The sequence below is a fragment of the Streptomyces sp. NPDC012510 genome, assembly GCF_042955065.1.
Taxonomy (GTDB): Bacteria; Actinomycetota; Actinomycetes; order Streptomycetales; family Streptomycetaceae; genus Streptomyces.
In genome coordinates, this window is record NZ_JBIBEN010000020.1 from 114247 (window position 1) to 140844 (window position 26598).

The window sequence follows — 26598 nt, forward strand, 5'->3', positions numbered from 1 at the left end:
TGCCACTCCGGCCCTCATAGCCGGAGATCAGTTGTAGACGTGGAATTCTGCGACTGACCACCAGCTACGCGCAACGTTGCCGGTATTGACGACCTTGATGTAGCGAGCTGTCTGCGTCGGGAAGGAAATCAGATGGACTCGTTGGCCGTCCGCTACGGACGTGAGCTTGGTCCAGTCGGTTCCATCCGTGGATACGTATACGTCTGCGCTTCGCGCATAGTCGCTGACACTGCCGCCGACATCCAGCACGATCTTGTCGAAGGTCTGTGTCTGCCCCATGTCCACTTGGATCCAGAGGCCGTCGTACTGCCCTGTTCCGGAGCTGTACCGGGTGTCGGAATTTTCATCGAGCATGTTTCCGGGCGCATCCACCTGGCTTGCGGCCGAAGCCTTTGCGGTCCAGCCTGTCCGCGGCAGCGCAGGACCAAGGTCTATGACGTCGAACGATGATCCACCTGCGTCTGCTCCACTGGTTCCCTTCACGGAAACCGTGACCTTTCCCGCCGGAAGGCCCTTCGGGACGTAGGCGCTGATACTCGTATCCGACCAGGTGTCTATTTCGGCATAGCTTGATTCGAAACGCACCGTGCCCAGTCCCTGTGCGTCACCGAAACCAGCACCGCGAATCGTGAATTTGGAGCGCGGCATGCCTCGTTCCGGCTTCAGATCGCTGAAGGTCGGCGATGGGAAGCTCGACAGCTTCTTGGTGGTGAACATCGCCGAGGTGCCGCTCGGCAGCGTATAGGTGTACGAGCCGTCGGTGGATATCTTGAAACTCTTGCTGTCGGCGGTCCCGTTGAATACGACGGTGACCTGCGACCCTTCCTTGCTGGTCCAGGTCTTCAGCTGAAGGCCGTTCGATACTGCTGTAGGAGCTGTGATCGAGCCGGTTCCACGCGCAGACCCGTACACCTCGATGTCGCCGATGGCCCACCAGAAACCGGATGCCGCGGTACTGACGATGCGAATGTACTGTGCCGTTCGGGTCGGCAACGTGACGGATATCTTGCCGATGCCCCCGCTGCCGCTCGCAATCGCGCTGCCCCAATCGACTCCGTCGTGCGAAACGTATATCTGGTGCCTGGTGACGTAGTCGAACGAATTGTTCACGCCGGTGTCGATGACGATTTTATTGAAGCTCGTGGGGCTCCCCAGGTCGATCTGGAACCAGTCGCCGCTCGTCGTCCCGTGCCCGAGACTCCACTTTGTGTTGATGTCGCCGTCGATCGCGTTCGCGGCCACACCCCAATCCGGCTGCGCGGAAGCCGTGGCGGTCCATTTGCTACGGCTCAGTGCCCTTCCTGTCGTCTGGACGGAAGCTCCGATCGGCAGGGAGTACGTGACCAGCTTGTTTCCGGTGCGGATGGAGTTCTGGTAGGGCAGCAGTGCCGGGTCGTACGTGACGGTGACCGGGCCGGATGCCGACTTGAAGGTGAAGTCGCGTGTCGGGTCCGAGACCTTGGTCGCTGCGGGGGTACGGCCGCTCTGCGCAGGCCCGGAGTACTTGAAGGTGACGGCGTCGCCGGCGTTCAGGGTGTAGTCGAACGAGTGTGTCCCGTCCGCGACGCTGAAGGTTTTCGCGGCGCTGCCCGAGTTGTGGGCGATCAGGACCTTCGATCCGTCCGGGTTCTGGAACGCGACGTTCTCTATGCTTCCTTCGCCGAAGGTGTTCGAGTAGATCCGGCGTGCTCCGGGCTTGACGAACCTGCTGGCGTGAGCGAGGGCGTGGTAGTCCACGTTGTAGGTCACCCGTCCGTCGGCCGGGTCGATCGTGAGCAAGCCCCGAAGCATGGGTATACCGGCCGTGTCGCTATTGAGCGGGCCCCGATCGGGGTCGAGTGCGATGTTCCACAGCATCACCCCGTTTGCCCAGTTGCGCGTTCCGTTGATGATCCACGTTCCCAGTGCTTCGCTGAACGCCGTCTGGTTGCTGTCCTGCCAAACGCCTCCGGTGGCTTCTGTGATGAAGGTTTCCTTGCTCGGGTAGTCGTTGTGGACCACTGCCTGGTAGGTCGGGTTGCCGCTGTAGATGTGCCATCCGGTTCCCGCGGTGTACTTGGAGGCTGCGGGATCGCTGAAGATCGTCTCCGGATACGAGGGCACGTCCCAGTTGTGGTCCCAGGCCAGGATCTTCGTGGAGATTCCGTTGGCTTCGAACGCCTTGCCGATCTCCTGGATCAACTCGGCTTCCTGGTACGCGGACAGGAACATTCCGGGCCAGGTGGGAGTACCCATGGGTTCGTTCTGCGGGGAAATGTAGGAGATGGGCACGCCGGCCATGCCATAGGCGTGGATGAACTTGACGAAGTAGTCGGCCAGCGCGGAGGTGTACTCGCTCTTGAGGGTGCCTCCGATCATGGAGTCGGAGGTCTTCATCCAGCCTGGTGGGCTCCACGGGTTGGCCATGATCTTGATGGACGGGTTGAGTGAGAGGGCCTGCTGCAAGGCCGGAATGATGTACGGCACGTCATGCTGGACGGAGAAGTTGGACAGCGTGGGGTCCGTTTGTCCCGCGGGCATGTCGTTGTAGGAGTAGTTCCCGGACGCGTTGAAATCCGTGGCGCCCATAGGAGAGCGGAGCAGGCTGAGGCCGATTCCCTTCGAGGGATCAAACAGCTTCTTCATCAGCTTGGTCCGCTCGGCGGTGGACAGCTTGTCGATGAGCCAGGCGGAGGAGTCGGTCATGGCCGCGCCGAAGCCTTGGACCTCCTGGTACTTGACGCTGTCGTCGATCTTGATCGTCAGCGGGTTGGCCGCTCTCTTCGCCTTGAACAGCACATCGTCCTGACCGGCGACCCACTTGTCGGCCGATACGTCCGTCAGCCACACACGGACGGAATTGTCACGTGAGGCTTGCTTCAACTGCGGGGCGGCGATGGCGTTCCCGGAAACCTGGGTCCATGCGGCAGCGACACCGACTGCGGTGGCCAGGAACTGGCGTCGTCCGAGACCGTATGACCTCATGGAAGATCCTCCTTCGGACCTGCTTGTTCAGTACTTGGGAGAGCGGGTGGGACACAGTGCCGACGTGGGGGATCGACCGGTTGGAGTCGGTTCTACTGCGACGCCGGCGCCGGCTCCGCGGCGCCGGTGCTCGGCTCCTTGATCACGAGCGGGTGCAGTTCCCACGCGTCGACCGAGAAGCCGAGGCGCGTACCCGGGGCGGTGCGGGCCTCAAGTCGCCAAGGGCTCTGCCCTGTGGGGTAGAAACGCAGGGTGAGGACCTGGCCGGTGGTGACCAGGAAGATCTCGGCGATGGAGTGGTCGACCACGACGCGCAGGTCGACGGGCCGGTCCGGCGGGCAGGGCATCCGGTGGGAACCGCCGCGGGCCCGGCTGTCCAGCGAGGCGTGGTCACGGTCGACGACGAGTTCGCCCGCGTCAACGTCGAGACGGATGTCGAGGTACTCGGAGCCGTCCGGGGTGGTGAGCAGCCGCAGGCCGGCGTTTCCGGTCGGCTCCAGACGGGCTGTCAGGTCGAAGGCGTGGCCCACGGTGCCGAGGTCCACCGGCTGCGAGCCGTGCGTCGCGCCTGTGGCGGTGATGGTGTGTCGGCCGCGCAGGGCGAGCAGTTCGGTGGCGGGCTGCTGGCGCAGTGTGCCGTCGTCGTGGAGGTGGATCTCGCGGGGCAGGGTGAGGACCCCGGCCCATCCGTCCGCGACGGCCCAGGCTTCGTCGCGGGCTTCCCACGACCAGCCCCACAGCAGCCACCGGTCGCCCGGTGCCCGCAGCAGGGCGGGGGCGTAGCAGTCGGGGCCGTGGTCGACGGGCGCCGCTGAGCCCGCCTTGAAGTGGCCGTCATGCTCTTCGCCGATCAGGGCCGCGACGCTCTGCGGACCGGTGGGTTCGGTCCAGGTGCTGAAGAGGAGGGCGCCGCGTCCGTCGGCTGCCGGGAGGTATTGCGGGCATTCCCAGCCCTCCCCCGTGAGCAGGTGGGTGCCACCGACGGGCTCCGGATGGCGGGTGGCGAAGGGCCCCCGGTAGGCCCAGTTCTCCAGGTTGGGTGAGTCGTAGAGGAGGGCGGCGGCGCGGCCGTCCGCGAGGGCGGCGCCGACCAGCATCCGCCAGCCGTCGCCGTCCTGCCAGACGTACGGGTCGCGGTACATGCTGCAGCCCTCGGGCAGCTCGGGGACGACCAGTTCACCACTCGGGTTGAACGTCCGGCCGCTGTCTCGGGAGACGGCGCGGGTGACCGGCTGGTGCTGGAACGAGCGGTCCTCGCGGTGCGCGGAGTAGAAGGCGACCAGCCGTTCGCCGTCGGAGACGGCGTTGCCGGAGAAGCAGCCGTCGGCGTCCAGGCCACCGGGGTTCGGGGACAGGGCGATCGGCAGCGGCTCCCAGGTCAGCAGGTCGGGGCTGCGGAAGTGGCCCCAGTGCATGTTGGCGTGGTTCGCTCCGTGCGGGTTGTACTGGTAGCACACGTGGTAGTGGCCGTCGTGGAAGACCAGTCCGTTGGGGTCGTTGATCCAGTTGCGGGGCGGGCGCAGGTGCGCGACGGGGAAGTGTGGATCGCGGGGTGGGGTGGACACACGCGTGCCTTTCGGTATGACAGGGGACCGCCCCGCCGGCCCTCTGGTTCGCGGGGCGGCGGGCCGACGGGGCGGTGGTCTTCAGGCCTGTGTGCGGCCTTCAGGTCCGGATGCGGAATTTCACGCTCAGCTGCTGCTCCCGCCGTGAGCTGGGGCCGACGCGGAGTGCGAACTCGCCTGCTTCGACCATTCGGCGGTTGTCGGCTGTGACGAGAGAGCACTGGGAGGCAGGGATGCTGATGCGGACGTCCAGGCTTTCGCCGGGATGGATCTCGACCTGGGTGAAACCCTTCAGCTCCTGCTCGGCCCAGGTGACGCTCGTGGTCAGGTCGCTGACGTACGCCTGGACCGTTTCCACGGCCCTGCGGCTGCCGCTGTTGGTGAGCCGCACCGTGGCGTCGACGGTGCCGTCGGCGGAGACCTCCGAGTCGTGCACGACCAGGTCGGAGTAGGTGACCGTCGTGTAGGTGAGGCCCTCGCCGAACGCGAACAGGGGGTCCTGTGTGAGATCCGCGTAGCGGCTCCCGTGCTGGCCTCGCACCTGGTTGTAGAAGACCGGTTGCTGTCCGACGTGACGTGCGAAGGAGACCGGGAGCCGGCCACTGGGATCGACGAGTCCGAGAAGCAGTTCGGCGACGGCGCGGCCACCGCGCATGCCCGGGTTGAACGCCTCGATGAGGGCTGCCGCGTTCAGAGCCGAGTCCGGCAGGGTGCTCGGCTTGGACTGGGCGAGTACGACGATCATCGGTGTGCCGGTGGCGGCGACCGCGTCCAGCAGCGCGATCTGGCCCCCTTGGAGGTCGAGCGTGGCCGTGGAGCGCACCTCGCCCGTGAGGGCGATGGTGTCCCCCACGACCACGACGGCGTAGTCGGCGGCCTCCGCGGCGGCGGTGGCCTCCCGAAGCTGTGCCTGGTCGACCAGGGCGGGGGTGAAAACGGATGGCTGCGGTTGGCCGTCGGGCCCGAGGGACCACTCGGAGTTGGATGCGGGGCTTTCGATGTCGGCTCCGCGGGCGTACGTGATGGTCCAGTCGGCGGGCGCGACGGCGCGCAGGCCGTCGCGCACCGTCTCGACCGACTCGCGTGGATGTCCGTCGGGCATCCACGGGACCTGGCCGGTGGCGCCCGCCCAGTCGCCGAGCATGGCTTGCGGGCTGTCGGCGTTGGGGCCGATGACCGCGATCGTCCGCGGTGTGCCCCGGCTCGCGGCGCGGCCCGTTCCGTCCGAGGTAAGCCCGCCCTCGAGGGGCAGGATCCCTTCGTTGCGCAGCAACACCAGGGAGCGTCGGGCGGTCTCGAGGTTGAGGTCGGCGTGTTCGCGGCAGCCGATCACCTGCGCCTGCCGCTCGGGGTCGGGGGCGCGGGGGTCCTCAAAGAGTCCGAGTTCGAACTTCAGCCGCAGAACCCGCCGTACCGCGTCATCGATCTGCTTCTCTTCGATCAGGCCGCGGGCGACCGCCTCCTGGGCGCCCTCGAAGAACTGCGGCGTGGCCATGATGAGATCGTTCCCGGAGTCGACGGCTACCGCCGCAGCCTCGGCGTAGTCGGCGCAGGTCCGCTGGTCGTAGACCATCCGGCCGACGTTGTCCCAGTCGGTCACCAGCGTCCCGGTGAAGCCCCACTCGCCCTTGAGCACGTCGTTGATCAGCCACTGATGCGCGGTGATGGGCACCCCGTCGATGGACTGGTAGCCGAGCATGAAGCCGCGGCAGCCGGCCCGGACCGCCTGTTCGAAGGGGGGCAGGAACCACGAGCGCAGCTTTCGGGGGCTGAGATCGGCTTCGCTCGCGTCGCGCCCGCCCAGGGTTTCGGAGTAGCCCGCGAAGTGCTTGGCGTACGCCAGCACGGCTGTCGGGTCGCTGAGGCCGTCGCCCTGATAGCCGCGCACCATCGCCGCTCCGAGTTCACCGATCAGGAACGGGTCCTCGCCGAACGTCTCGTTGATCCGGCCCCAGCGCAGGTCCCGGGTGATGCACAGCACCGGGGAGAACGTCCCGTGGATTCCGGTCGCCGCGATTTCGGTCGCGGCCGCTCGGGCGACTCGGTGGAGCAGGGAGGGGTCCCAGGTGCAGGCCATGGCCAGCTGGGTCGGGAAGATGGTCGCCCCCGGCCAGAACGAGTGGCCGTGGATGCCGTCGTCGGCTGTCAGCAGCGGTATGCCGAGCCGTGTCCGCCGGGCCAGTTCCATGGCCTGCGGCATGAGGTCGGGAGACACATGCAGGACTGCCCCGGCCAGCTTGGCCGACACGATGTCCGCCAGGTCCCCGTGTTGTGCGTCGGGCATCAGCAGCTGCCCGACCTTCTCCGGCAGGGTCATCCGGGAAAGCAAGTCGTCGGTTCTCGCTTCCACGGACACTTCCGGATCCAGGTACGCGGCAGAGTGGACCGGCTGTCGCACGGTGGTCTCCAAGAGATGAGTCGTCACAGATCAGAGAGTTGATGGCCGACGGTGAGTGCTTCTTCGCGCGAACGTTGCCGCCCGGCGCGGCGGGGCTCGCGTGCCGTCCGTCCGCCGCTCTGGGCGGGGCCGGTACGGCATGGGGCGGCGGGGCGGGAGCTGGGGTGTCACTTCAGGCCGGTGGTGGCGATGCCGGCCACGAACTGGCGCTGGAAGAGGAGGAAGACGATCATCACCGGCAGCAGGACGACCATGGCGCCGGCGAGGAGGATGCCGAAGCGGGTGAAGGACTGTCCGCTGCTGGCCAGGGCGAGGCCGACGGGGAGGGTGTACTGGCTCTCGTTCTGTGCCACGACCAGGGGCCACAGGAAGTTGTTCCAGGAGCCGAGGAAAGTGATGATCCCGAGGGTGGCGAGGGCCGGCTTGGTCAGCGGCAGGATGATCTTCGCGAAGATGGCCAGTTCGCGGCAGCCGTCGACGCGGGCGGCGTCGATGAGTTCGTCGGGCAGGGTGGAGATGAACTGCCGCATCAGGAACACCCCGAAGGGCGTGGCCAGGAACGGCAGGATCAACCCGAGCAGAGAGCCGGTCAGCTGCATGTTGGCCACCAGCACGTACAGGGGTACGAAGGTGACCAGGCCGGGGATCATGAGGGTCCCCATGACCAGCAGGAAGACGGCGCGCTGCCCGCGGAACTCCAGCTTGGCCAGGGCGTATCCGAGCATCGAGCAGAAGATCAGGTTGCCCGCGGTGACGGCGAGGGCCACGATCACGGAGTTGGCGAACATGCTCGTGAAGTCGAGCGTGCTGAACAGCTCGCCGTAGTTGGCGGTCGTGGGCGCCGTGGGTATCAGGACGGGCGGGACCCTGCGGATGTCGGCCTCGGGCTTGAACGACCCGGACAGCATCCACAGGAACGGCGCGATCATCAGCAGCAGGGCGCCGGCGAGCGGTAGGTACAGCCAGGGCTGACCCCAGTTTTGGCGGATGCGGCGGCGTCTAAGGGCGCGGTCCGTGCCCGGTTGTGGCGTTCGGAGAGTGGAGAGGGTGCTCATGAGGCATCAGTCCTTGTCTCGCAGCACGCGGAACTGCAGCACGGTCAGCGCGACGATGAGGACGAAGATGACGTAGCCGGCGGCCGACGCCATCTCGTAGTTGCCGTTGCCGAACTGTTTGTAGGCGTACAACGTCGCCGACAGGGTGGAGTCCAGCGGTCCGCCGTCGGTCATCACGAACGGCTCGTCGAAGAACTGCAGATAGCCGATGCCGGTGGTCACAGCGGTCAGCAGCAGGGCCGGACGCAGGAGCGGGAAGGTGACCCGCCAGAACCGCTGCCAGGGCCCGGCGCCGTCGAGTTCGGCCGCTTCCATCAGGGACTGGGGTACGGACTGCAGACCCGCCAACATGATGATCATGACCGTGCCCAGGTTGCGCCACACCGCCATCACGATCATGACGGGCAGGGCGAAGCGGGTGTCCGCCAGCCAGGCCGGACCGTCGATCCCGAACCAGCCCAGGACGAGGTTCGCCAGTCCCGCGCGAGGTTCCAGGAGCGTCTTCCACACCACGGCGACGGCCACGATGCTGGTGATCACCGGCAGGTAGAAGCCGACCCGGAAGACGGCCCTGAAGCGGCGGATGCCCCGGTCGAGGGCAACCGCCGCCGCGAGCCCGGCGGCCAGGGTCAGGGGCAGGGCCACCAGGACGAACACGGCCGTGTTGCGCAGGGCCGTGAAAAACTGCGGGTCCTCAAAGAGGCGCACGTAGTTGTCGAAGCCGACGAACGACACGTTCAGCGGTGTGCGCAGGTCCGAGCTCTTGGTGTCGGTCAGGCCCATCAGCAGCGACCACACCACCGGCAGCAGCATGAAGGCCGCGAACAGCGCGAGGTACGGGGCGGCGAGGAGCCAGGCGGCCCGGGCCTGCCTGCCGCGCGCCGTGCTGTGGAGCCCGGAGTGCCGGCGATCGGCACTCCGTTTCGACCCTGCGGCGCCCTGCTCATGGGTGTCGCCCCGCTCGGGGAGCGATTTCGTGGACATGGATGTCATCCGTCCGTACGAGGGATACTCACGCGGCGGCGCTCAGCGGCCGGTGCCGATGCTGGTGGCCTTGGACTGCAGCGTCTTCTGCACCTCGGCGACGGTGGCCTTGCCGAGGGTCAGCTTCTCCAGTTCGGAGTCGATGGTGTCGGCGATCTGCTGCCAGGTCGTGATGGCGGGCGGTGCCTTGCTGACCTCGAGCTGCTCGGCGAACGCCTTCAAGTTCTCGTCCTCGGTCAGCTTCCCCTCGGTCCACGCCTGGGGCGAAGGAGGCAGGCTGCCGGTGGCCTTGGAATAGGTCGCGAGGTTGGCGGGCTCGGTCAGGAACTGGGCGAACTTCCATGCCGCGTCGGGGTTCTTGGCCTCCTTGAACACCGCCAGGTCGGTGCCACCGGCGAACCCTGCGGGCTGCTTGGTGTACGGCATCGGCATGGTCTTCCACTTACCGTCCAGCTGCGGGGAGTCCTTGTGGAAGGTGCCGCCGGCCCAAGCGCCCTCCTGGTAGACGGCGGTCAGCCCGTCCTGGAAGCTCTGCACGTTGTCCGCCCTGTCGGTCGGCGCGAGGCCCTGCTGCGGAACGCTTGCGTAGTCCTGCAGCGCCTTGGCGACCTCGGGCGAGTCAAAGGTGAACTCCCCGGTCTTGGCGTCGTAGATGTCACTGCCCTGCCGCCAGACCATCGGCAGCCAGAAGATCCAGGAGTTGAAGCCCATCACCAGCCCGCTGGCGTGGCGCAGCTTGGGGTTCTCCTTGCCGACGGTGGCCTGGATGGCCTTGAGGTCCTTCAGGTATCCGTCCCAGTCGCCGGCCAGGGCGCCCTTGATGCCGGCCTTCGCCGTGAGATCGGTCCGGTAGTAGACCGCTTGGGTGTCGGCGATGAACGGGACGCCGTAGGAGGTGTTCTTGTACTTGGTGGTGTCCCACTGTCCGGGGTAGAAGTCCGAGGGCTCGATCGACGTCGGGGTGGCCTGGAAGCCCTTCAAGGCGGCCATCTCGGCCATCCAAGTGCTGCCCACCATGGACATGTCGGGTGTGTTGCCGCCGGCTATCGCGGTGGTCAGCTTGTCGTGGGCGCCGTCCCACGGGACCGCGGTGATCTTGACGTCTGCGTCCGGGTTTTCCAGCTCGAACTCCTTGGCCAGCTCCTTCAGGTCTTCGTCTGGGTCACCCAGGGACCACATGACCACCGTCCCCTTGGCCTTGCCCGCTCCGATCTCGGCGGGGGCATCGTTGCCGGGGCCGGAATCCTCGCTCCGGCCGCAGCCGGTGGCCACGAGGGCTGCCGTGAGTGTGACGCACAGGGTCTGGACGGTTCTGACAGCGTGACGGGTAGTGATACGCATGATGCGGCTCCTTGCCGTTGAGCGAGACAAGCGCGGGGGGCGGCGAAGGGTAGGAAGGGGCGGACGCCCGGATGGGCCGGCCCACGAGTGGGCAGCGTCTGCGGTGACAGCGGCGTCGGCGGTCCCTCGCGGGTCGCGGTGGGAGCGTCCGACGCGGAGTGGGTAGCGGCCGGGCGGTGTGCCAGGCGCCCCTTTCGGTGTCCCGGATCGGGAACACGCGGGCGGAAAGTACATGTGGGCGGTGCCGCGTGAACACAGGCGCAGCCGCCCTAAGGTGTGAGGAAGGCGAGGCCCGAAGAGGTTCGCCGATGTTTCAAGGAGACGGGGGGCGGTGCGTCACCGGCAACGCACCGCCCGGCCGCGAGGCGCCGTCATTCGCGCATCGCGATGACGTCGCGTCAGTTCGAACTCGGCTCTAACGTCGAACCACGGACCACGAGGCTGGTGGGAACGATGCGCGAGGGGGCGGCCTCCGGCGATCTCCGCACATGGTCGAGCAGCAGACGGGCCGCCGCCTCACCCATCTCCCGCATCGGCTGGCGGATGGTGGTCAGCGCCGGATAGGTGTACGACGCCACCTCGACGTCGTCGAACCCCACCACGGCGACGTCCCGCGGAATCTTGAGGCCGGCCTCGTGCAGGGCCGCGATCACGCCGGCTGCCAAGGGGTCGTTGTGCCCGAAGACCGCGTCGAACTCCACGCCGTCCGCGAGAGCTTGCGCCACCGCGCTCCGGCCGTCGTCGAACAGGAAGTCGCCGCAGATGATTCTGCGCGGGTCGAGTTCGATCCCGGCCTGCGCATACGCGTCGACGAAGCCGCCCAGCCGTTCCTGCGTGCAGCCGTACTCATCAGGACCGGTCACCACCAGAGGGCGACGGCGGCCGATGTCCAGCAGGTGGCGCGCCGCCTGCTCACCGCCCTCCCGGTTGGTGGTGGCCACGTAGGGGAACCCCGGCCGCTGGAAGCGGTCGTCGATCAGCACCACCGGCAGTCCGGCCTCGTGCAGTTCCGTGATGGACCCCAGAGCCCCCTCGGGCTCTATCACCAGCAGCCCGTCGAACGACTTGGCAGCGACCTGCAGGCCCAGCCTGCGCAGTGACTCCTCACCGCGGTTCCAGGTCAGGATCCGCAGCCCGAAGCCCTCGGCCTCCAGCGTTTCGACGACCGCCTGCACTATGCCGGCCCAGGCCCAGGCCAAGTCAGGGACCAGCATGCCGATCATCTGTGTCGTACCGCGTGCAAGCCCCACTGCCCCGGCGCTCGGCACATAACCGAGTTCCGATATCGCCTTGCGGACCTTCAAGACGGTGTTCTCGTTGATCTCGCCCTTGCCGTTCAGCACCCGCGAGACCGTCGTTTTGCTGACCCCGGCCCGCGTGGCCACGTCGGCGATAGTGACTCCCATGTCACCTCCCCTCCCTTCCTGCAGAGGCGGAAGACGTCTTCCCGCACCGTAGGGCCGATCGTACAGAGACCCGTGGAACCGGTACCGGAATCGGTTCCGGAACCGGTTTCGGTAGCGGTTCCGGCAGTGAAGCACCGAAAGGCCCGACCGGTCAACAGATCGGAAACAACTCGTTCACCGGCCCGTCTCGGCGTCGACGATGCGGCCGAAGCTTGCCGGACTGCCTCCAGCCACCCCTCTGACCTGGGCGGTCACCGAACCCGAGCCCGCCACTGCCAATGGGTCGGCGCGGTCCGCGACCACCGACGACAGCCGGTGAACTGCCGGTCATGCCGGAGCAATCGCGCCCGGACCGTTGACGCGGAGGCCGGATTGGGCTTCATAATCGGGCACTCGCTGTCATCGATGACACAAGTCAACGATGACACCCTCGACCGACGGCGTGGAAGCCGGCATCGGCCTGAGGTGCACTTTTCGGTCCGTCGCGCAGAAGCCGCAGTCACCGCAGCGTGGACGGCCGCGGGACTAGGAGACACCATGAGCTCTGCACGCGTATCCCGGCATGCCCGCATACGGATGATGGCGGCGGTCGCGACCGTCTGCGCCCTGTCCGCAGCCCCGCTGGCCCCCCAGGCCGTCGCCGCCGACACCCCGACCTACACCGAGACGTACAGACCCCAGTTCCACTTCACTCCGCAGAAGAACTGGATGAACGACCCCAACGGGCTCGTCTACTACAAGGGCGAGTACCACCTCTTCTACCAGTACAACCCCAACGGCAACACCTGGGGCGACATGTCCTGGGGGCACGCGGTGAGCAAGGACCTCGTGCACTGGGAGGAGTTGCCGCTCGCCCTGTCGCACGACGACGAGGAGATGGTGTTCTCCGGCAGCGCGGTCGTCGACTGGAACAACACCACCGGCTTCGGCACGAAGAAGAACCCGCCCATGGTGGCGATCTACACCAGCGCCTACAAGAACGGCGGCAAGCAGGCCCAGTCGCTGGCCTACAGCACCGACCGCGGTCGCACGTGGACCAAGTACCAGGGCAATCCCGTGATCGACATCGGCTCCGACAACTTCCGCGATCCCAAGGTCCAGTGGTACGAGCCGACCAAGAGCTGGCTGATGACGGTGTCGCTGTCCGCCGAGCACAAGGTGCGGTTCTACTCGTCGAAGAACCTCAAGGACTGGCAGTTGCAGAGCGAGTTCGGACCGGCCGGTGCGACGGGCGGCGTGTGGGAGTGCCCCGACCTGTTCCCCCTCGCCGTGGACGGGGACAAGAAGAAGATCAAGTGGGTCCTGGTCGTCAACATCAACCCCGGTGGTATCGCGGGAGGTTCGGCCGCCCAGTACTTCATCGGCGACTTCGACGGCAAGGAGTTCACCGCGGACGACAAAGGCACCTACACACCGCCCACCGGGAAGGTCGTCCAGGACTTCGAGGGCACCGGCTTCGGTACGTGGACGAGCACGGGCACCGCGTTCGGCCAGGGACCGGCAGCCGGTGCGGTGGACTGGCAGGGGACCGTCGACGGCTTCTACGGCAAGGGCCTCGCCAACAGCTTCCACGGCGGTGACGGCGCCACCGGCATCCTCAGCTCCCCCTCCTTCACCGTCGACAGCCCCTACCTGAACTTCAAGATCGGTGGCGGGCGGCATCCGCACGAGGCCGGGACCGTGATGGACAGCACTCCACCCGAGGGCACGGTCCTCGCCGACTTCGAAGGCGGAACGTACGGCGACTGGACGGCGACCGGGGACGCTTTCGGCACCGCACCGGCTACCGGCGCCCTCCCCGACCAGGGACAGGTATCCGGCTTCCTGGGAGACGGGCTGGTCAACACCTTCCGGAACGGCGACTCCACCACGGGCACCCTCACGTCAGCCGAGTTCACCATCGACAACAAGCACATCAACTTCCTCATCGGCGGCGGCAATCACCCGGCCGGCTCCGACAACCCGACCGCCGTCGAGCTCCTCGTGGACGGCCGGGTCGTCCGCAGCGCCACCGGAAAGGACGCCGAGGCACTCAACTGGGCCTCCTGGGACGTCAGCGACCTCGCCGGCAAGCAGGCGCGGATCAGGATCGTCGACGACAACACCGGCGGCTGGGGCCACGTCAACGTCGACCACATCATGCTGTCCGACAGCCAGGCCCAGCGCGTCTCCCAGGAGACGTCCGTCAACCTGATCGTCGACGGCAAGGTCGTCCGCAGCGCGACCGGCGCCGACAGCGAGACCCTGGACTGGGCCTCCTTCGACATGCGCCCGTACGCCGGCAAGAAGGCGCGGATCCAGGTCGTCGACATGAACACCGCCGGCTGGGGCCACGTCATGGCCGACCAGTTCACCGCCGCTGACAAGCCCGCCAAGTCCGTCGTACAGCGCGCCGACTGGGCCGACTACGGCAAGGACTACTACGCGGCGGTGTCCTGGGAGAACGCGCCGGGCGGCAAGCGCTACATGATCGGCTGGATGAACAACTGGGACTACGGCCAGTCCGTCCCCACCTCCCCCTGGCGCGGCGCGCAGAGCGTTCCGCGGGAGATGGCCCTGCGCACCGTCGACGGCCGCATCCGGTTGGCCAGCAAGCCAGTGGGCAGCCTGGAGTCCCTCCGAGGGAGGCGCCCGGCGACGGCGTCCGACATCACCGTCAAGAGCACCTCCAAGCCCCTGATCGGCCCCAGGGCCAAGGGCAAGGCATTCGACATCGAGGCGACCTTCTCCCTCAAGGACGCCGACCGCTTCGGCCTGAAGCTGCGCACCGGCGCCGGAGGCGAGGAGACCGTCATCGGCTACGACACCACGACCCAGGAGCTGTACGTCGACCGCACCCGCTCCGGCGCCGGGGGCTTCAACAGCACCTTCCCCGGTGTCCAGACCGCACCGCTGAAGGCCGAGAACGGAAAGGTCAAGCTGCGGATCCTGGTCGACTGGTCGTCCGTCGAGGTCTTCGGCGGCAACGGCGAGGCAGTGATCACCGACCAGATCTTCCCCGACCCCTCGAGCACCGGCGTCGAGGTCTTCGCCGAGGGCGGCACCGCCACCCTCGACCATATGCGGGCGTGGCAGCTGGGGTCCATTTGGCGGTGATGAGCCGGGGTCCGTGCGCCGGTCGGCCAGGAGCAGCTTCCGGCGCGCGGGCTCAGAAGTGGGTGGTGATCCCGAAGGTCTGCCGGAGCCGGGCCATGTCGTGACGGTCGTGATCAGCAGGTTCATAGCCCTGGTGGAAATAGACCTGCTGCTCGGGCGACAGGCACGGGACGGTGGCCCCGAGAATCGTGCCAGTGACGAAACACGAGGCGGGATAGGCGAACGGGTACTCCGCGTCAGGTGACGCCTGCACGGCGGATCCGTCCGCGGCAAAGACCAGAGGGTGAAGATCGATCTCCCGGTCATGAGGATCGGTGACGACGAACCGTACGGGGCGCCAGTCGAGGGTCTCGACGAAGCCAGCGTCCGCGAGAGCCGCCACGACGTCAGCTTCCTGGTCCTCTCGGTGCATCAGGTCCAGGTCGCGGTGCAGGCGGGTTTGCTCGCCGACCAGGGCGTCGATGCCCCAGCCGCCGCCGATCCAGATGTCGACGTCCGCGTTCCGCAGCACTGCAAGGATGGACAACACATCGTCGGCCGTCATCACCTCGCGCACATTAACGGTGATCACGTGGGCGGGCGAGTGGATTTATGTGCGGTCGATCTCCTCGAGGAACGTCAGTACAGGGGCGTCCTCCTCGATCAGCCATAGTCTTTTCTGCGCGTAGATCTGCGTAAGACGCTCGATCGCGTCGTCCTGCGTGTCGTAGCCGGCCTCTTCACGCGCTTGCCGAGAGCACCCCGAAACCGAATCGTGTACGGGTCCGGGCAACGGGTCGGCCGGGAGCAACCAGCACTCCTTCGAAGAAGTCGGGGTCGACCGCGCAACGCTCGACGAGGGGCTCCAGGAAGACGGGGTCGGGATCCGAGCCGGCCGCCAGGGCGGACTGAAGCCGCACCGAAGAGTCCTCGGCACCCAGGGCGTTGATCAACCGGGTCTGCTGCGTCACATTTGGTCGTGTTGATCGGGACCACCTCCTGTGCCTAAGTGGAAACCTTGTCACCGTTTCAAGGTCAAGCCTGTGATCGAGGAATCGGGAAAACTGCTGGTCACAGGAACGGAGCAGGCACGCCAACAACGGTTGGGGGAGCAGGTCGGACATCATGGGTGAGTACGTGGGGGGGCTGACAGCGCCGACACTCAGGTGGTCATCCGTATGAGGGTCAAACACTGATGAAGGCGCAGGTCAGGAACCCGGCCCTGTTTGCCGTCCGCCGTGATCCGCCGCCCCCGAGGTCACCGTGGACCCGGTCCCCGATGGCCGCGCGCTGACGGTGACCGTGCGCGACGACGTCCGCTACGGCACCCGGATTCCGCAGGCCGCGCGGGGCGGCGGCTTCGGTCTCGCCGGCCTCACCGAAGACGTCACGGCGCTCTGCTGCGAACTGCGTACCGGTCCCTCCCCGGCGGTGCTGCCGACGGCATGACCGTCACTGGTTCCCGTTCCGCCATGCTTTTCGGTACGCGTTGGCCGTATGCGAACCGTACGGCCGCCGTGTCCGTATGCCCGGCTGCCGGGGGCGGCCAGGGCCCAGGGACGACTTCAACAGGGGAGGGTGTCCGATACCGGGCACCCTCCCCACGCATACGGCATGACGACCACCGCCGACGGTCGGACCGCCGCGACGGCCGCGCTGCCCACCTCGACCCCGGTCGGCGGGTTCCGCCGGTGGCGAGCTGGTTGTCGATGCGGGCGTCGTGCAACTTGCCTTTGCCGGTGCGCTCACCGGGGGCGATCTCCCGGTGCGCTCACCGAGGGCGATCTCGTCGGCCGGAGAGACATACGTCCAGTCCGGGTCGGCGCCCACCTCGGCGCGCAGCAGGCTACGGAAGGTACTCGCCGCAGGGCTCACTCTCCACGCCGGCGAGGTGACCGGGGCTCCATCCCCGGGGCTCGGCTCCTTCAGGCCCTCTGGTCTCTCACCGGACTTGGCGGCCTGTCCCGTTCCAGTGCCCAGTGCGAGCCCGACTGCCTCGAGCATGAACTGATCGGTTGACAGGCGGCGACCGCGGTGCCGTGCCGGGACGGACGCGCATCAGCCGACGTTCCGCATTTTTCAGTGCTGGTCAGGGCCTACTTAACAACTCCCCGCCCCCGCAGAGTCGGTGCGGGCCGGTGGCACCCCCCGCCACCGGCCCTCTGGCAAGCGGCTCCGGGCCCCATTCCCCTCGGTGACTCGGGGCCGCTCTGCCACTCGCGTACGCGGCTGCGTACGACCCACGCACCGACCACGGGGAAAGGGAACTTCCTTTGCGGAACAAGCGCCAATGGACCAGCGGGAGACCGCGCGGGCACGCCAGCACGGTGTGCGGCATCGCCGCCGTGCTGGCACTGGCCGGCCTCACCGCGACCGCGACGGTCACCTCCGCCGCACCGATCAGGCCGGGCGGACCGTCCACCGTGCCCCCGGGCGGCCTGACCAAGCCGGCCGCGCGCGTGACGCTCCTGACCGGTGACACCGTCCGCGTGGACGGCAACGGCCGGGTGGTCGAGGTCCGGCCGGGCAAGGGCCGTAGCGGCATCGGGTACTCGGTACGGCGCGTCGCCGGCCACACCTATGTCGTTCCGCTCGACGCGACGAGGCTGCTGGGCAGCGGCAGGCTGGACCGCCGACTGTTCGACGTCACTCAGCTGGTCAAGGACGGCTACGACGACGCCCATCGCAAGCAGGTGCCGCTGATCGTCTCCTACGACGGCTCGAGCGCTGTTCAGAAGGAAGCCAGGGAATCCCTCTTCGCCGGCCCGGCGGAGGTCACGCACCGGCTGCCGGCCATCCAGGGCGACGCGCTGACCACCGACAAGCCGGACGCGGGCAAGGTGTGGCAGGCGCTGACCGACTCCGCCGGTGGCCGCTCCGCCGTGACCGCTGCCCCCGGTATCGACCGGGTGTGGCTGGACGGGCGGGTCAAGATCAGCGCGCAGGCCGCCGTCGCTCCCGACCCGCGTGGAGGGGTCGCGCAGATCGGTGCCCCGACGGCCTGGAAGGCGGGCTATGACGGCAAGGGTGTCAAGGTCGCCGTGCTGGACACCGGCATCGACGCCACCCATCCGGACCTCAAGGGCAAGATCCTCAAGGCCAAGGACTTCAGCGGCTCCGGCTCCGCCGACGACAGGCAGGGCCACGGCACCCACGTCGCCTCCACCGTTGTGGGCTCCGGCGCGAAGAGCGGCGGAAAGTACAAGGGCGTGGCTCCCGGCGCGGAGTTGCTGGTCGGCAAGGTCCTGGACGACACCGGCTTCGGTGACAACTCGGACATCATCGCCGGTATGCAGTGGGCCGTGGCGCAGGGGGCCAAGGTCGTCAACATGAGCCTCGGCGAGGTCGACACCCCGGGCGTCGACCCCCTGGAGAAGGCCGTGAACGACCTGTCGGCCTCCTCCGGCGCCCTGTTCGTGATCGCCGCCGGCAACTCCGGCCCCTCGGACACCACCGTCGGCTCCCCGGGAGCGGCCGCGGCCGCCCTGACGGTGGCCGCCGTCGACCGCCACGACAAGATCGCCTCCTGGTCCAGCCGCGGCCCCACCGCCGATGGCCGCCTCAAGCCGGACATCGCCGCGCCCGGCGTCGACATCATCGCCGCGAAGGCCGCCCACGGCATCGAGGGCAACGACGAGGCGCCCGGCTATGTGTCGATGTCCGGCACCTCGATGGCCACCCCGCACACCGCGGGCGCCGCCGCCATCCTGGCCCAGGAGCACCCGCGCTGGACCGGCGAGCGGCTCAAGTCCGCCCTCACGGCCTCGGCCAGGACGCTGAGCGGCGTGACTCCGTACGACGTCGGCGTCGGCCGGGCCGACCTGCCCCGGGCAATCGGCACCACCGTCGGCAGCGAGCCGTCCTCGGTCGACTTCGACACCCCGGCCCCCTGGCCGCACGACGACGACACCCCCGTCACCAGGACTCTCACCTACCGCAACGACGGCACCCGGCCGGTCACCCTGGACCTGGGCATCACCGCTACCGGCCCCGACGGCAAGGCCGCGCCCACCGGCATGGTCACCGTCTCCCCCGCCCGGCTGACCGTCCCCGCCGGCGACACCGCAAAGGCGACGGTCACGGCCGACACCCGCCTCGGCAGCGCCGACGGCGTCTACTCCGGCGCGGTCACCGCGAGCGGTGACGGACAGAGCGTCCGCACCGCCCTTGCGGTCGACCGCGAGGTGGAGACGCACACGCTGACCCTGGTCACCACCCGCCGGGACAGCAAGCGCGACAACGAGCCCGACGTCACCGTGGCGGGCCTGGACACGGGCAAGCAGTTCACGCCGTACGACGACGGAAAGGCGCGCAGCGGCACGGTCACCCTTCGGCTGCCCCGAGGGCGCTACGCGATCAGCGCGATGACCATCACCCCGGCAGGCCGGTCCGCCCAGTTGGTCGCTCCTCACCTCGTGCTCGACCACGACACCACCGTCGCCCTCGACGGGCGCAAGGCCAAGCCGGTGAAGGTGACGGCTCCGGACCGCCGGGCCACCCTCCGGGACGGCCAGGTCGTCTTCGCCGCCCGCGGCGCCAAGCCGGCCTACGACCTCGCCATCGGCACCGACCTCGACGCAAAGACCACCTTCCTCGGCCAGGTCGGCCCGAACGCCCCCGCGGGCTCCTTCATCGCCCAGGCCGGCGGCATCTGGCAGCGCACCGCGACATCCCCGGCGTACAACCTGGTGACCACGCGCACCGGCGGCTTCTTCGACGGCCTCACCCGCACCTTCGCCTCCACCCGGGGCATGGCCAAGGTCAACACCTCCGTCGCCACGGCCCTGACCAAGGCGCAGACCGCGCAGAACAACACATGGGCCACGCCGGGCTGGCCGGCTCTCGACCAGGCCACGTTCGCCGTCGAAGGGCCGCTGCGTGCGGCGCCGACCGCCAAGATCGTGCAGTACCTGTCGACCGGCCACGGTGTGCGCTGGATCCTTGGCGCCCGGACGCAGAACGGTACGGACGGAGAAGGCGTGACCGCCTTCGCCACTTCCCGCCGCTTCGCGGCGGACCGTACGTACCGGGTCACTCTGGACGGCGGTGTCCACGGCCCGATCGTGACACCGACGAAGGTCGTGGGCGGTCTGCGGATCGGGCGGTACTACGCGCTGTGCGTGCCCATGTTCTCGGACGGGCCCGGCAACTTCTCGTACTCCGCGCAGACCAGGGTTCGTACCCGGCTCACTTCCGGCAGCAAGGTCATAGGCGACTTCACCGAGGACACCTGCCCGAACACCTACTCCAACCTGCGGGCCGGGACAGCTCGCTACAAGCTGTCCATCACCGCCGACCGCAGCAAGGGCTACAAGGTCAGTGACCACGTCGAGGGCGTGTGGACGTTCACCTCGGCGAACACGCCCGAGAGCCGGACTGTCGCCTGGCCGCTCTCCGTCGTCCGATTCCATCCCGGGCTGAGCCTGACCGGCACGGCGAAGGCGGGCGCCCGGATCACCGTCCCGTTGTCCCTGCAGGGCCCGGCTGCGGCCAAGGGGCACCTGAAGTCGCTGACGGTGAAAGTGTCCACCGACGGCGGACGTACCTGGAAGCCGGTAACCGTGCACAGCACGACGAGCGGCAAGCCTTACCTGTCCCTTACCAACCCGAAGAGGCCCGGCACCGTCTCCTTCAGGGCGGACCTCGCCGACACCGCCGGCAACACCTACACCGGCACGATCCACAACGCCTACCGCACCGTCCGGTAACCGGAAGGCACCCCGGCGGTGGTGAGCCGGCTCCGCCGGGCCACCACCGCCGCACACACCACAGCCCGAATCAGCTTCTTGCTCACGAACGGCACTACTCGAACCAGCGCGTCATCGACTGCGACCACGTCGGCCGGAGCGACGGCAAGGTCGGCATGTGAATGGTCCGCAGCAACCACGGCGGACCGGGATTGCCTGCGGACGGGTGAAAACGTAGGTTGAGCTCCGTTTTCTTGTTCGAGGTTCGAAAGGTGCCACCAGGTGGGTCGACGCGAGAAACCGGTGGACCCCAACGCCGGTCCGGCGCAGCGTCTCGCGCACGACCTGCGCCTGCTGAGGGAGAAGGCCGGGAAACCGCCGTACCGGGAGATGGCGGAGCGGGCGGGCTACTCCACGACCGCGCTGTCACAGGCGGCGGCCGGCGACCAGTTGCCGACACTGGCGGTGGTGCGCGCGTACGCGGAGGTGCTCGACGCCGACCCCGACGAGTGGGAGGACCGCTGGCGGGAGGCGGACGCCGAGCTGCGTGCACCCGCGGCCGACGAGCGGGCTCCGTACCGTGGGCTGGCCCGCTTCGAACCGGCTGACAGCGACCTGTTCTTCGGCCGGGAGGCACTGGCCCGCGAACTCCGGCACCTGGCGCGCGCGCACCGGTTCGCGGCAGTGTTCGGGCCCTCCGGCAGCGGCAAGTCCTCGCTGCTGCGGGCCGGCCTCATCCCGCTGCTACGGGAGGGCACGGGCGCCGACCGCCCGGCGGTGATCCGGGTCCTCACCCCAGGCGAGCGGCCCGCCCACGCACACGGGCAGGCGCTCGTTCCCCAGGACGGTGAGCTGGACACCTGGGTGATCGTCGACCAGTTCGAGGAGCTGTTCACCCTCTGCCACGACCGGCAGGAGCGGGACCGCTTCCTGGACCTGTTGCTCGGCGCGCGGGAGCCGTTGAGCCGCCTGCGGGTGGTGGTCGCGGTGCGCGGCGACTTCTACGGCCACTGTGCCGAACACCGCGAGCTGGCCGAGGCGGTCAGTCACGCGAACCTGCTGGTCGGGCCGATGAGCGGGGACGAGCTGCGGGAGGTCGTCACAGGCCCGGCCACCGCGGCGGGGCTCAACGTGGAGCGCGTTCTGACCGCGCGGATCATCGAGGAGGTCGGCGACCGGCCGGGCGCGCTGCCGATGCTCTCGCACGCCCTGCTGGAGACCTGGCGCCGTCGCCGGGGCCGCACCCTGACACTGGCCGCGTACGAGGAGGCGGGCGGCGTGCGCGGGGCGATCGCCGCCACCGCCGAGCAGGTCTACGGTGACCTGGACGAGGGCCGGGCCCGTACGGCGCGGCGCATCCTGCTGCGGCTGATCGCCCCGGGGGACCGCACGGCCGACACGCGCCGCCCGGCGTCCCGGTCCGAGTTGGGACCGGGCGCGCTCGACGTCCTGGAACGACTGGCCGCAGCCCGCCTGGTCACCCTGGACGGCGACACCGTGGAGCTCGCCCACGAGGCCCTGATCACCGGCTGGCCGCGCCTCGCCGGCTGGATCGAGGAGAGCCGGGAGCGGCTGCGCGCCCAGCGGGCCCTGGGCGAGGCCGCCCGCGCCTGGGAGGAGCTGGACCGTGACCCCGGTGCGCTGTACCGGGGGACCCGGCTGGACCGCGCCGAGGAGCTGTTCGGCAGGCAGCGGGAGGAACGGGAGGAACAAGGGAAAGAGGAGGACGACGACCTCACCCGGTCGGAGCGGGCCTTCCTGACCGCCTCGGCCGCGGCCCGTGACGCCGAGCGGGACGCCGAGACCCGCACTGCCCGCCGCACGCGTGTGCTCACCGTCGGGCTCTCCGTGTTCCTCGTGCTCGCACTGGCCGCGGGACTCGTCGCCTGGCAGCGCGACCGGGTGAGCGAGGAAGAGGCCGCCAAGGCCGCCGCCCGCCGCCTGGCCACCGTCGTCGAGAGCCTGCGCTCCACCGACCCCCGTACCGCTTCCCTGCTCGGCGCCGCCGCGTGGCGGATCGCCCCGCTCACCGAGTCCCGCTCGGCCTTGCTGGGCGCGCTCGCCCAGCCGGAACAGGACGCCTTCACCGACCCGCAGACCGGCGAGAACGTCCGGCGCTTCCTCACCGACCAGGGCCGCACCCTGCTCAGAGCCGACGGCAGCCGCGTCACCGCCTGGAACGTGGCCGGGCACCGCCGCACCGGCTCCTACGACCTGCCGAGCGGAGCGGAGGCGTCCGATGTCGGCCCGGACGGCCGGTTCCTCGTCCTGACGGGGGCGGAAAGCGACAACCTGTGGAACCTCCCCGCGGGGAGGCCCGCCGCCGATCTGGGCGATGCGTACCTCGGGGCGACCGCGCCCGACGGAGACGCGTACCTCATCCAGCCGTTCGACGGGCCCGGCCAGGTGCGGGTCCGGCGGACTGACGACGGCAAGGTCCTCTTCACCACCGGCGTCTCCCGTGACCTCACCGCGACGGCCCTCAGCTCCGGTGGACGTCTGGCCGCCCTCTGCCCTGCCGAGGGCCCGCCCCAGGTGTGGGACACCGCGCAGGGCCGGCAGCTGCCCGGCGCCTGGCAGAAGGCGGACAGGACCGTGTGCGGCACCGGCTCGGGAGCAGACGGCGGGGACCGGCTGCTGCGCCTCAGCGCGGACGGCAGGCGGCTGGCCGTGGTCCACGGGACAGCGGCCACCGTCTGGGACGTCCGCAGCGGGCGCGTCGTCGCCGACTTCGCCAGCGGCGGCACCAGCGGCTTCGCCCAAGCCGACCTCTCGCCCGACGGAGAGTTCCTCGCCACGGCCGACGACCAGGAGATCTCCGTATGGGGACTCGCCGCGGGCGGCGTGCAGGTCTTCCACCGGCCGCTGGCCGGCACGGAGGTCAGCCGGCTGACGTGGACCCCGGACCACGGCCGCCGGACCCTGCGCTACCTCGACCGCGCCACCGTGCGCACCTTCGACCTCACCGACCGCCTCGCCGCACGCTGGCAGAACACGCCGGCCGATGCCACGCTCCTCGGCCCGGACGGCACCACCCTCGCCACCGCCACCAGGTCGGGGGACGGCTACCGCCTCGAGCTGCGCTCCACCCGCACGGGCGCCGTCCTCGCCCGGAGCACGCTCGGCCCCGAGCCGAACGCCACCGGCGACGAGACCCCCCTGCTGGCCTTCAGCCCGGACGGCCGCACGCTCGGCGTCGCCGACACCACCTCCTCGGGCGGATCCCTGCGGCAGCGCTTCACCGTGTGGGACATACGGGCCCACACGGTCCGGACGAGCTTCACCACCTCCGGAGCGGCCGACCGCCCCGTGTCCGCGCTCGCCCTGGGCGACGGCGGGCGCACCTTGCTGGCCGTGCGCTCCTCGGGCGACGGGGAAGCGGCGGAGGTCTGGGACACCCGGACCCACCGCGGCCCGCGAACCCTGCGCGGCCACGGCCTCTTCGGGCAGGCCGTGACCGTGCGGCCGGACGGACGGCTGCTCGTCGGCTCCGCCGACGAGTACGCCGACCTGCCTTCCGGCAAGGTCACCGGATGGGCGCTCGCCGACGGCCGCGAGGTCACCGCTCTCGCTTTCAGCCCCGACGGCACCCGGCTCGCCGTGGGTGACACCACCGGGCACGTGACCCTCTGGGACGGCGACCTGCGCCACGCCACGGGGGTGCTCACCGGCACCGCCGACACGGCACCGACCAGCCGGGCCGAGGCCGTGGGCGCACTCGCCTTCTCCTCCGACGGCCGCACCCTCGCCGTGGGGGGAGCAAGCGGCACCCTGCGACTGTGGGACACCGCCAGCCAGCAACTGCTCGGCGGCGACCTGCCCACGCCCGGGGACCAGATCCGCTCGCTCGCCTTCGGCCGGGACGACAGCACGGTCTATGCCACCGGACCGAACGTGGTGCTGCAACGCCACCCCATCGCCCCCGACGCGGCCGTCCGCGCCCTCTGCGAGCGGGCCGGTGGCGGGCTGACCCGGGCGCAGTGGCGGCGGTACGTCCCCGACGCGCCGTACCGACAGGTCTGCCCGTCGGCGCACTGAACACCAGCAAAAGGGGACAGAGTGCCACTTCGGAAAGCCCTGGAATTGTTCACAGTGACCCCGGGCCTCGCTGAAAAAAGCCCCTGACCAGAACGATCAGAGACCACAACGGCCGTCGGCGTCCTCCGACGCGACGGCCGACCGGCGTCCGGTCCGCGACGCCCGGAAGGTCCCTTCATCTCAGGTTCTGGTCACATGCGCTCTCACCCCCTGCTCCCTTCCCTCCTGCTGCTCGGCTCGCTCACCCTCACGGCGGCCTGTTCGCACGGGACGTCCGAGCCTCCGGTCACGGCATCCGCCGGCGCGCGGCCCGGCTCCTCGCCGTCCCCGGTCCGGACGGTCGACCCGGCGAAGATCAAGGGCCTGGAGATCGACAACGACAGCAGCGAGAGCAACTCCTGCCCGTTCGCCACCAGCTTCCCGGACGTGCCGGGGGCGGAGGCGATGACGGCCGCGATGAAGGAGTACGTGGAGCGGCGTCTGGCAACCTTCCGCTCGGGGGCGTGCGGGAACGGCACCGGCGACGCGGAGGTCCGCGACCTCAACATCAGCCACCAGTTCCTGGTCGCCTCCGGCGACGTGCTCGGCGTCCGCCTCACCACCCAGGACCAGAATGCCGCGGCCGACGGACGGTCCGCCGGCACGTACTGGTACGACGGCAAGGCCGGCGCCTACCGCACGGCTCTCGGCCTCGTCGCCGACGGCTCCCGGGACGCCTTCCTCGCCGCCTTGAAGGATCAGCTCAAGGACCGGGAGGGCGTGGATGCCGCCGGCCTGGACGACACGTTCTCCGACCCGGACACCCGCGGCACCGCCCTGGACGACATGGCCTTCACCGCCGACGGGGGGCTGCGGGTGCACTTCGACCGCGGCGACGTCGGCGTTCCGGCCGCCGGGGCCCAGACGGTGACCATCCCCAAGAAGACGATCACGCCATGGCTGTCCCCGTTCGGCAAGCGCGCCCAGCGGCAGACCGTGAGCCCCAGCCGTTCACTCGACCTGGGCGCGCCCCACGTCCCCGCTCCGACCGTCCCCACCCACACGGCCTCCGGTGACGACGACACCGACTGCAAGAAGGTCAAGTGCATCGCCCTGACCTTCGACGACGGACCCGCCGCCCCCGAGACCGCGACCCTGCTGACCTACCTCGCCCAGTACAAGGCGCGCGTCACCTTCTTCACCGTCGGCCAGAACGTCGCCGCCCACCCCGACCTCGTCCGCGCCGAGGCGAAGGCCGGCCACGAGATCGGCAACCACTCCTGGAACCACCCCGACCTCACCGGGCTCACCCCCCAGCAGATCGCCTCCCAGCTCAACCGCACCAGCGCCGCCATCAAGGCCGCCACGGGTAAGACCCCCACCGTCTTCCGGCCGCCCTACGGCGCCATCAACCGCACCGTCAAGGCCGCCACCACCCTCTCGCCGGTGCTGTGGGACGTCGACACCGAGGACTGGAAGTACCGCTTCCCCGCCAAGGTCGCCCAGACGGTCATCGACAAGGCCCAGCGCAACGACGTCGTCCTCATGCACGACATCCACGCCACCTCCGTCGCCGCCGTCCCCCAGATCCTTCGCGCCCTCACCGCCCGCGGCTACCATTTCGTGACCGTCAGCCACCTCCGGGCCACGCTGTGAGGCGGAGGGGAAGCCAGGGAGGACTTGCCGGGCCGGATCGAGGACGCGGCCGGGAGAGCGAGGTCAGGCCGAAGACAGTCAGGGCGGACAGCGCTCTGCCCGCGGACTCGTCGTCGCACTCGCTCTCGCACAGGTCTCACCAGCTGCCCGGATTCCTCCGGACTGCGAGGCCCTGACCTGGCATCGCGTGCCTGCCCTGGAGTGACTGGACGCCGTTGGACGGTCTCTACACCCTGTGCCTGTGGTGCCACCATGGTCGCGTATCGGACTGCCAACCCGGGACGGTCTCCGCGGCGACCTCGTTCAGGCAGCATCCCAGAGTGCGCATCGAGGATGTGTGCCGCACGGAGCACGGCAGAGGAACCTCCCGGAACTCGCTCGCCCTGCGATGCTTCAGCCTCGCCGGCCTGTGCGTGTTGGAGTGGGTCTGCTTGTGAACTCCCTGCCTGG

14 protein-coding genes are annotated in these 26598 nt (G+C 69.1%); 5 read left to right on the forward strand and 9 right to left on the reverse strand.

The window, feature by feature from the left end; all coding sequences use genetic code 11:
- Window positions 1–27: 27 nt before the first annotated feature.
- The 7 genes from ACFY9I_RS31495 to ACFY9I_RS31525 form a co-directional block, all read right to left on the reverse strand.
- On the reverse strand, window positions 28–2964 hold the full coding sequence (locus ACFY9I_RS31495; protein ID WP_391007737.1) for a discoidin domain-containing protein: 2937 nt from the start codon (window positions 2962–2964) through the stop codon (window positions 28–30).
- Between the two features lie 92 nt (window positions 2965–3056).
- Window positions 3057–4529, reverse strand: a complete 1473-nt coding sequence (locus ACFY9I_RS31500; protein ID WP_391007739.1) for a GH32 C-terminal domain-containing protein — start codon at window positions 4527–4529, stop codon at window positions 3057–3059.
- 100 nt (window positions 4530–4629) lie between these two features.
- Window positions 4630–6846: a glycoside hydrolase family 3 N-terminal domain-containing protein gene (locus tag ACFY9I_RS31505; RefSeq protein ID WP_391007740.1), complete on the reverse strand. Its 2217-nt coding sequence runs from the start codon at window positions 6844–6846 to the stop codon at window positions 4630–4632.
- Between the two features lie 248 nt (window positions 6847–7094).
- Complete coding sequence (locus ACFY9I_RS31510) at window positions 7095–7982, reverse strand: carbohydrate ABC transporter permease (protein ID WP_124436760.1); 888 nt, start codon at window positions 7980–7982, stop codon at window positions 7095–7097.
- A 6-nt stretch (window positions 7983–7988) separates the two neighbouring features.
- Complete coding sequence (locus ACFY9I_RS31515) at window positions 7989–8966, reverse strand: ABC transporter permease subunit (protein WP_391007742.1); 978 nt, start codon at window positions 8964–8966, stop codon at window positions 7989–7991.
- Window positions 8967–9008: 42 nt separating this feature from the next.
- Complete coding sequence (locus tag ACFY9I_RS31520; RefSeq protein WP_391007744.1) at window positions 9009–10307, reverse strand: extracellular solute-binding protein; 1299 nt, start codon at window positions 10305–10307, stop codon at window positions 9009–9011.
- A 398-nt stretch (window positions 10308–10705) separates the two neighbouring features.
- Window positions 10706–11713 carry a substrate-binding domain-containing protein gene (locus ACFY9I_RS31525; protein ID WP_391007746.1) on the reverse strand — a complete coding sequence of 336 codons (1008 nt, stop codon included), beginning with the start codon at window positions 11711–11713 and terminating at the stop codon, window positions 10706–10708.
- 537 nt (window positions 11714–12250) lie between these two features.
- On the opposite strand from ACFY9I_RS31525, the gene ACFY9I_RS31530 reads away from it, so the two are divergent.
- Entirely contained in the window at window positions 12251–14809 is a 2559-nt protein-coding gene (locus tag ACFY9I_RS31530; protein WP_391007748.1) for a GH32 C-terminal domain-containing protein, read from the forward strand.
- A gap of 52 nt (window positions 14810–14861) precedes the next feature.
- Here ACFY9I_RS31530 and ACFY9I_RS31535 read toward each other — a convergent pair whose 3' ends face one another.
- Window positions 14862–15353: a nucleotidyltransferase domain-containing protein gene (locus ACFY9I_RS31535; protein ID WP_391007831.1), complete on the reverse strand. Its 492-nt coding sequence runs from the start codon at window positions 15351–15353 to the stop codon at window positions 14862–14864.
- A gap of 175 nt (window positions 15354–15528) precedes the next feature.
- Complete coding sequence (locus tag ACFY9I_RS31540) at window positions 15529–15759, reverse strand: hypothetical protein (protein WP_391007750.1); 231 nt, start codon at window positions 15757–15759, stop codon at window positions 15529–15531.
- A gap of 292 nt (window positions 15760–16051) precedes the next feature.
- Between ACFY9I_RS31540 and ACFY9I_RS31545 the strand changes: the two genes are divergently transcribed.
- From ACFY9I_RS31545 to ACFY9I_RS31560, 4 genes are all read left to right on the forward strand, one after another.
- Window positions 16052–16237 carry a hypothetical protein gene (locus tag ACFY9I_RS31545; protein ID WP_391007752.1) on the forward strand — a complete coding sequence of 62 codons (186 nt, stop codon included), beginning with the start codon at window positions 16052–16054 and terminating at the stop codon, window positions 16235–16237.
- Window positions 16238–17061: 824 nt separating this feature from the next.
- Window positions 17062–20496, forward strand: a complete 3435-nt coding sequence (locus ACFY9I_RS31550; protein ID WP_391007754.1) for a S8 family serine peptidase — start codon at window positions 17062–17064, stop codon at window positions 20494–20496.
- A gap of 261 nt (window positions 20497–20757) precedes the next feature.
- Complete coding sequence (locus ACFY9I_RS31555) at window positions 20758–24513, forward strand: helix-turn-helix domain-containing protein (RefSeq protein WP_391007756.1); 3756 nt, start codon at window positions 20758–20760, stop codon at window positions 24511–24513.
- A gap of 195 nt (window positions 24514–24708) precedes the next feature.
- Window positions 24709–26148, forward strand: a complete 1440-nt coding sequence (locus ACFY9I_RS31560; RefSeq protein ID WP_391007758.1) for a polysaccharide deacetylase family protein — start codon at window positions 24709–24711, stop codon at window positions 26146–26148.
- Window positions 26149–26598: the final 450 nt, after the last annotated feature.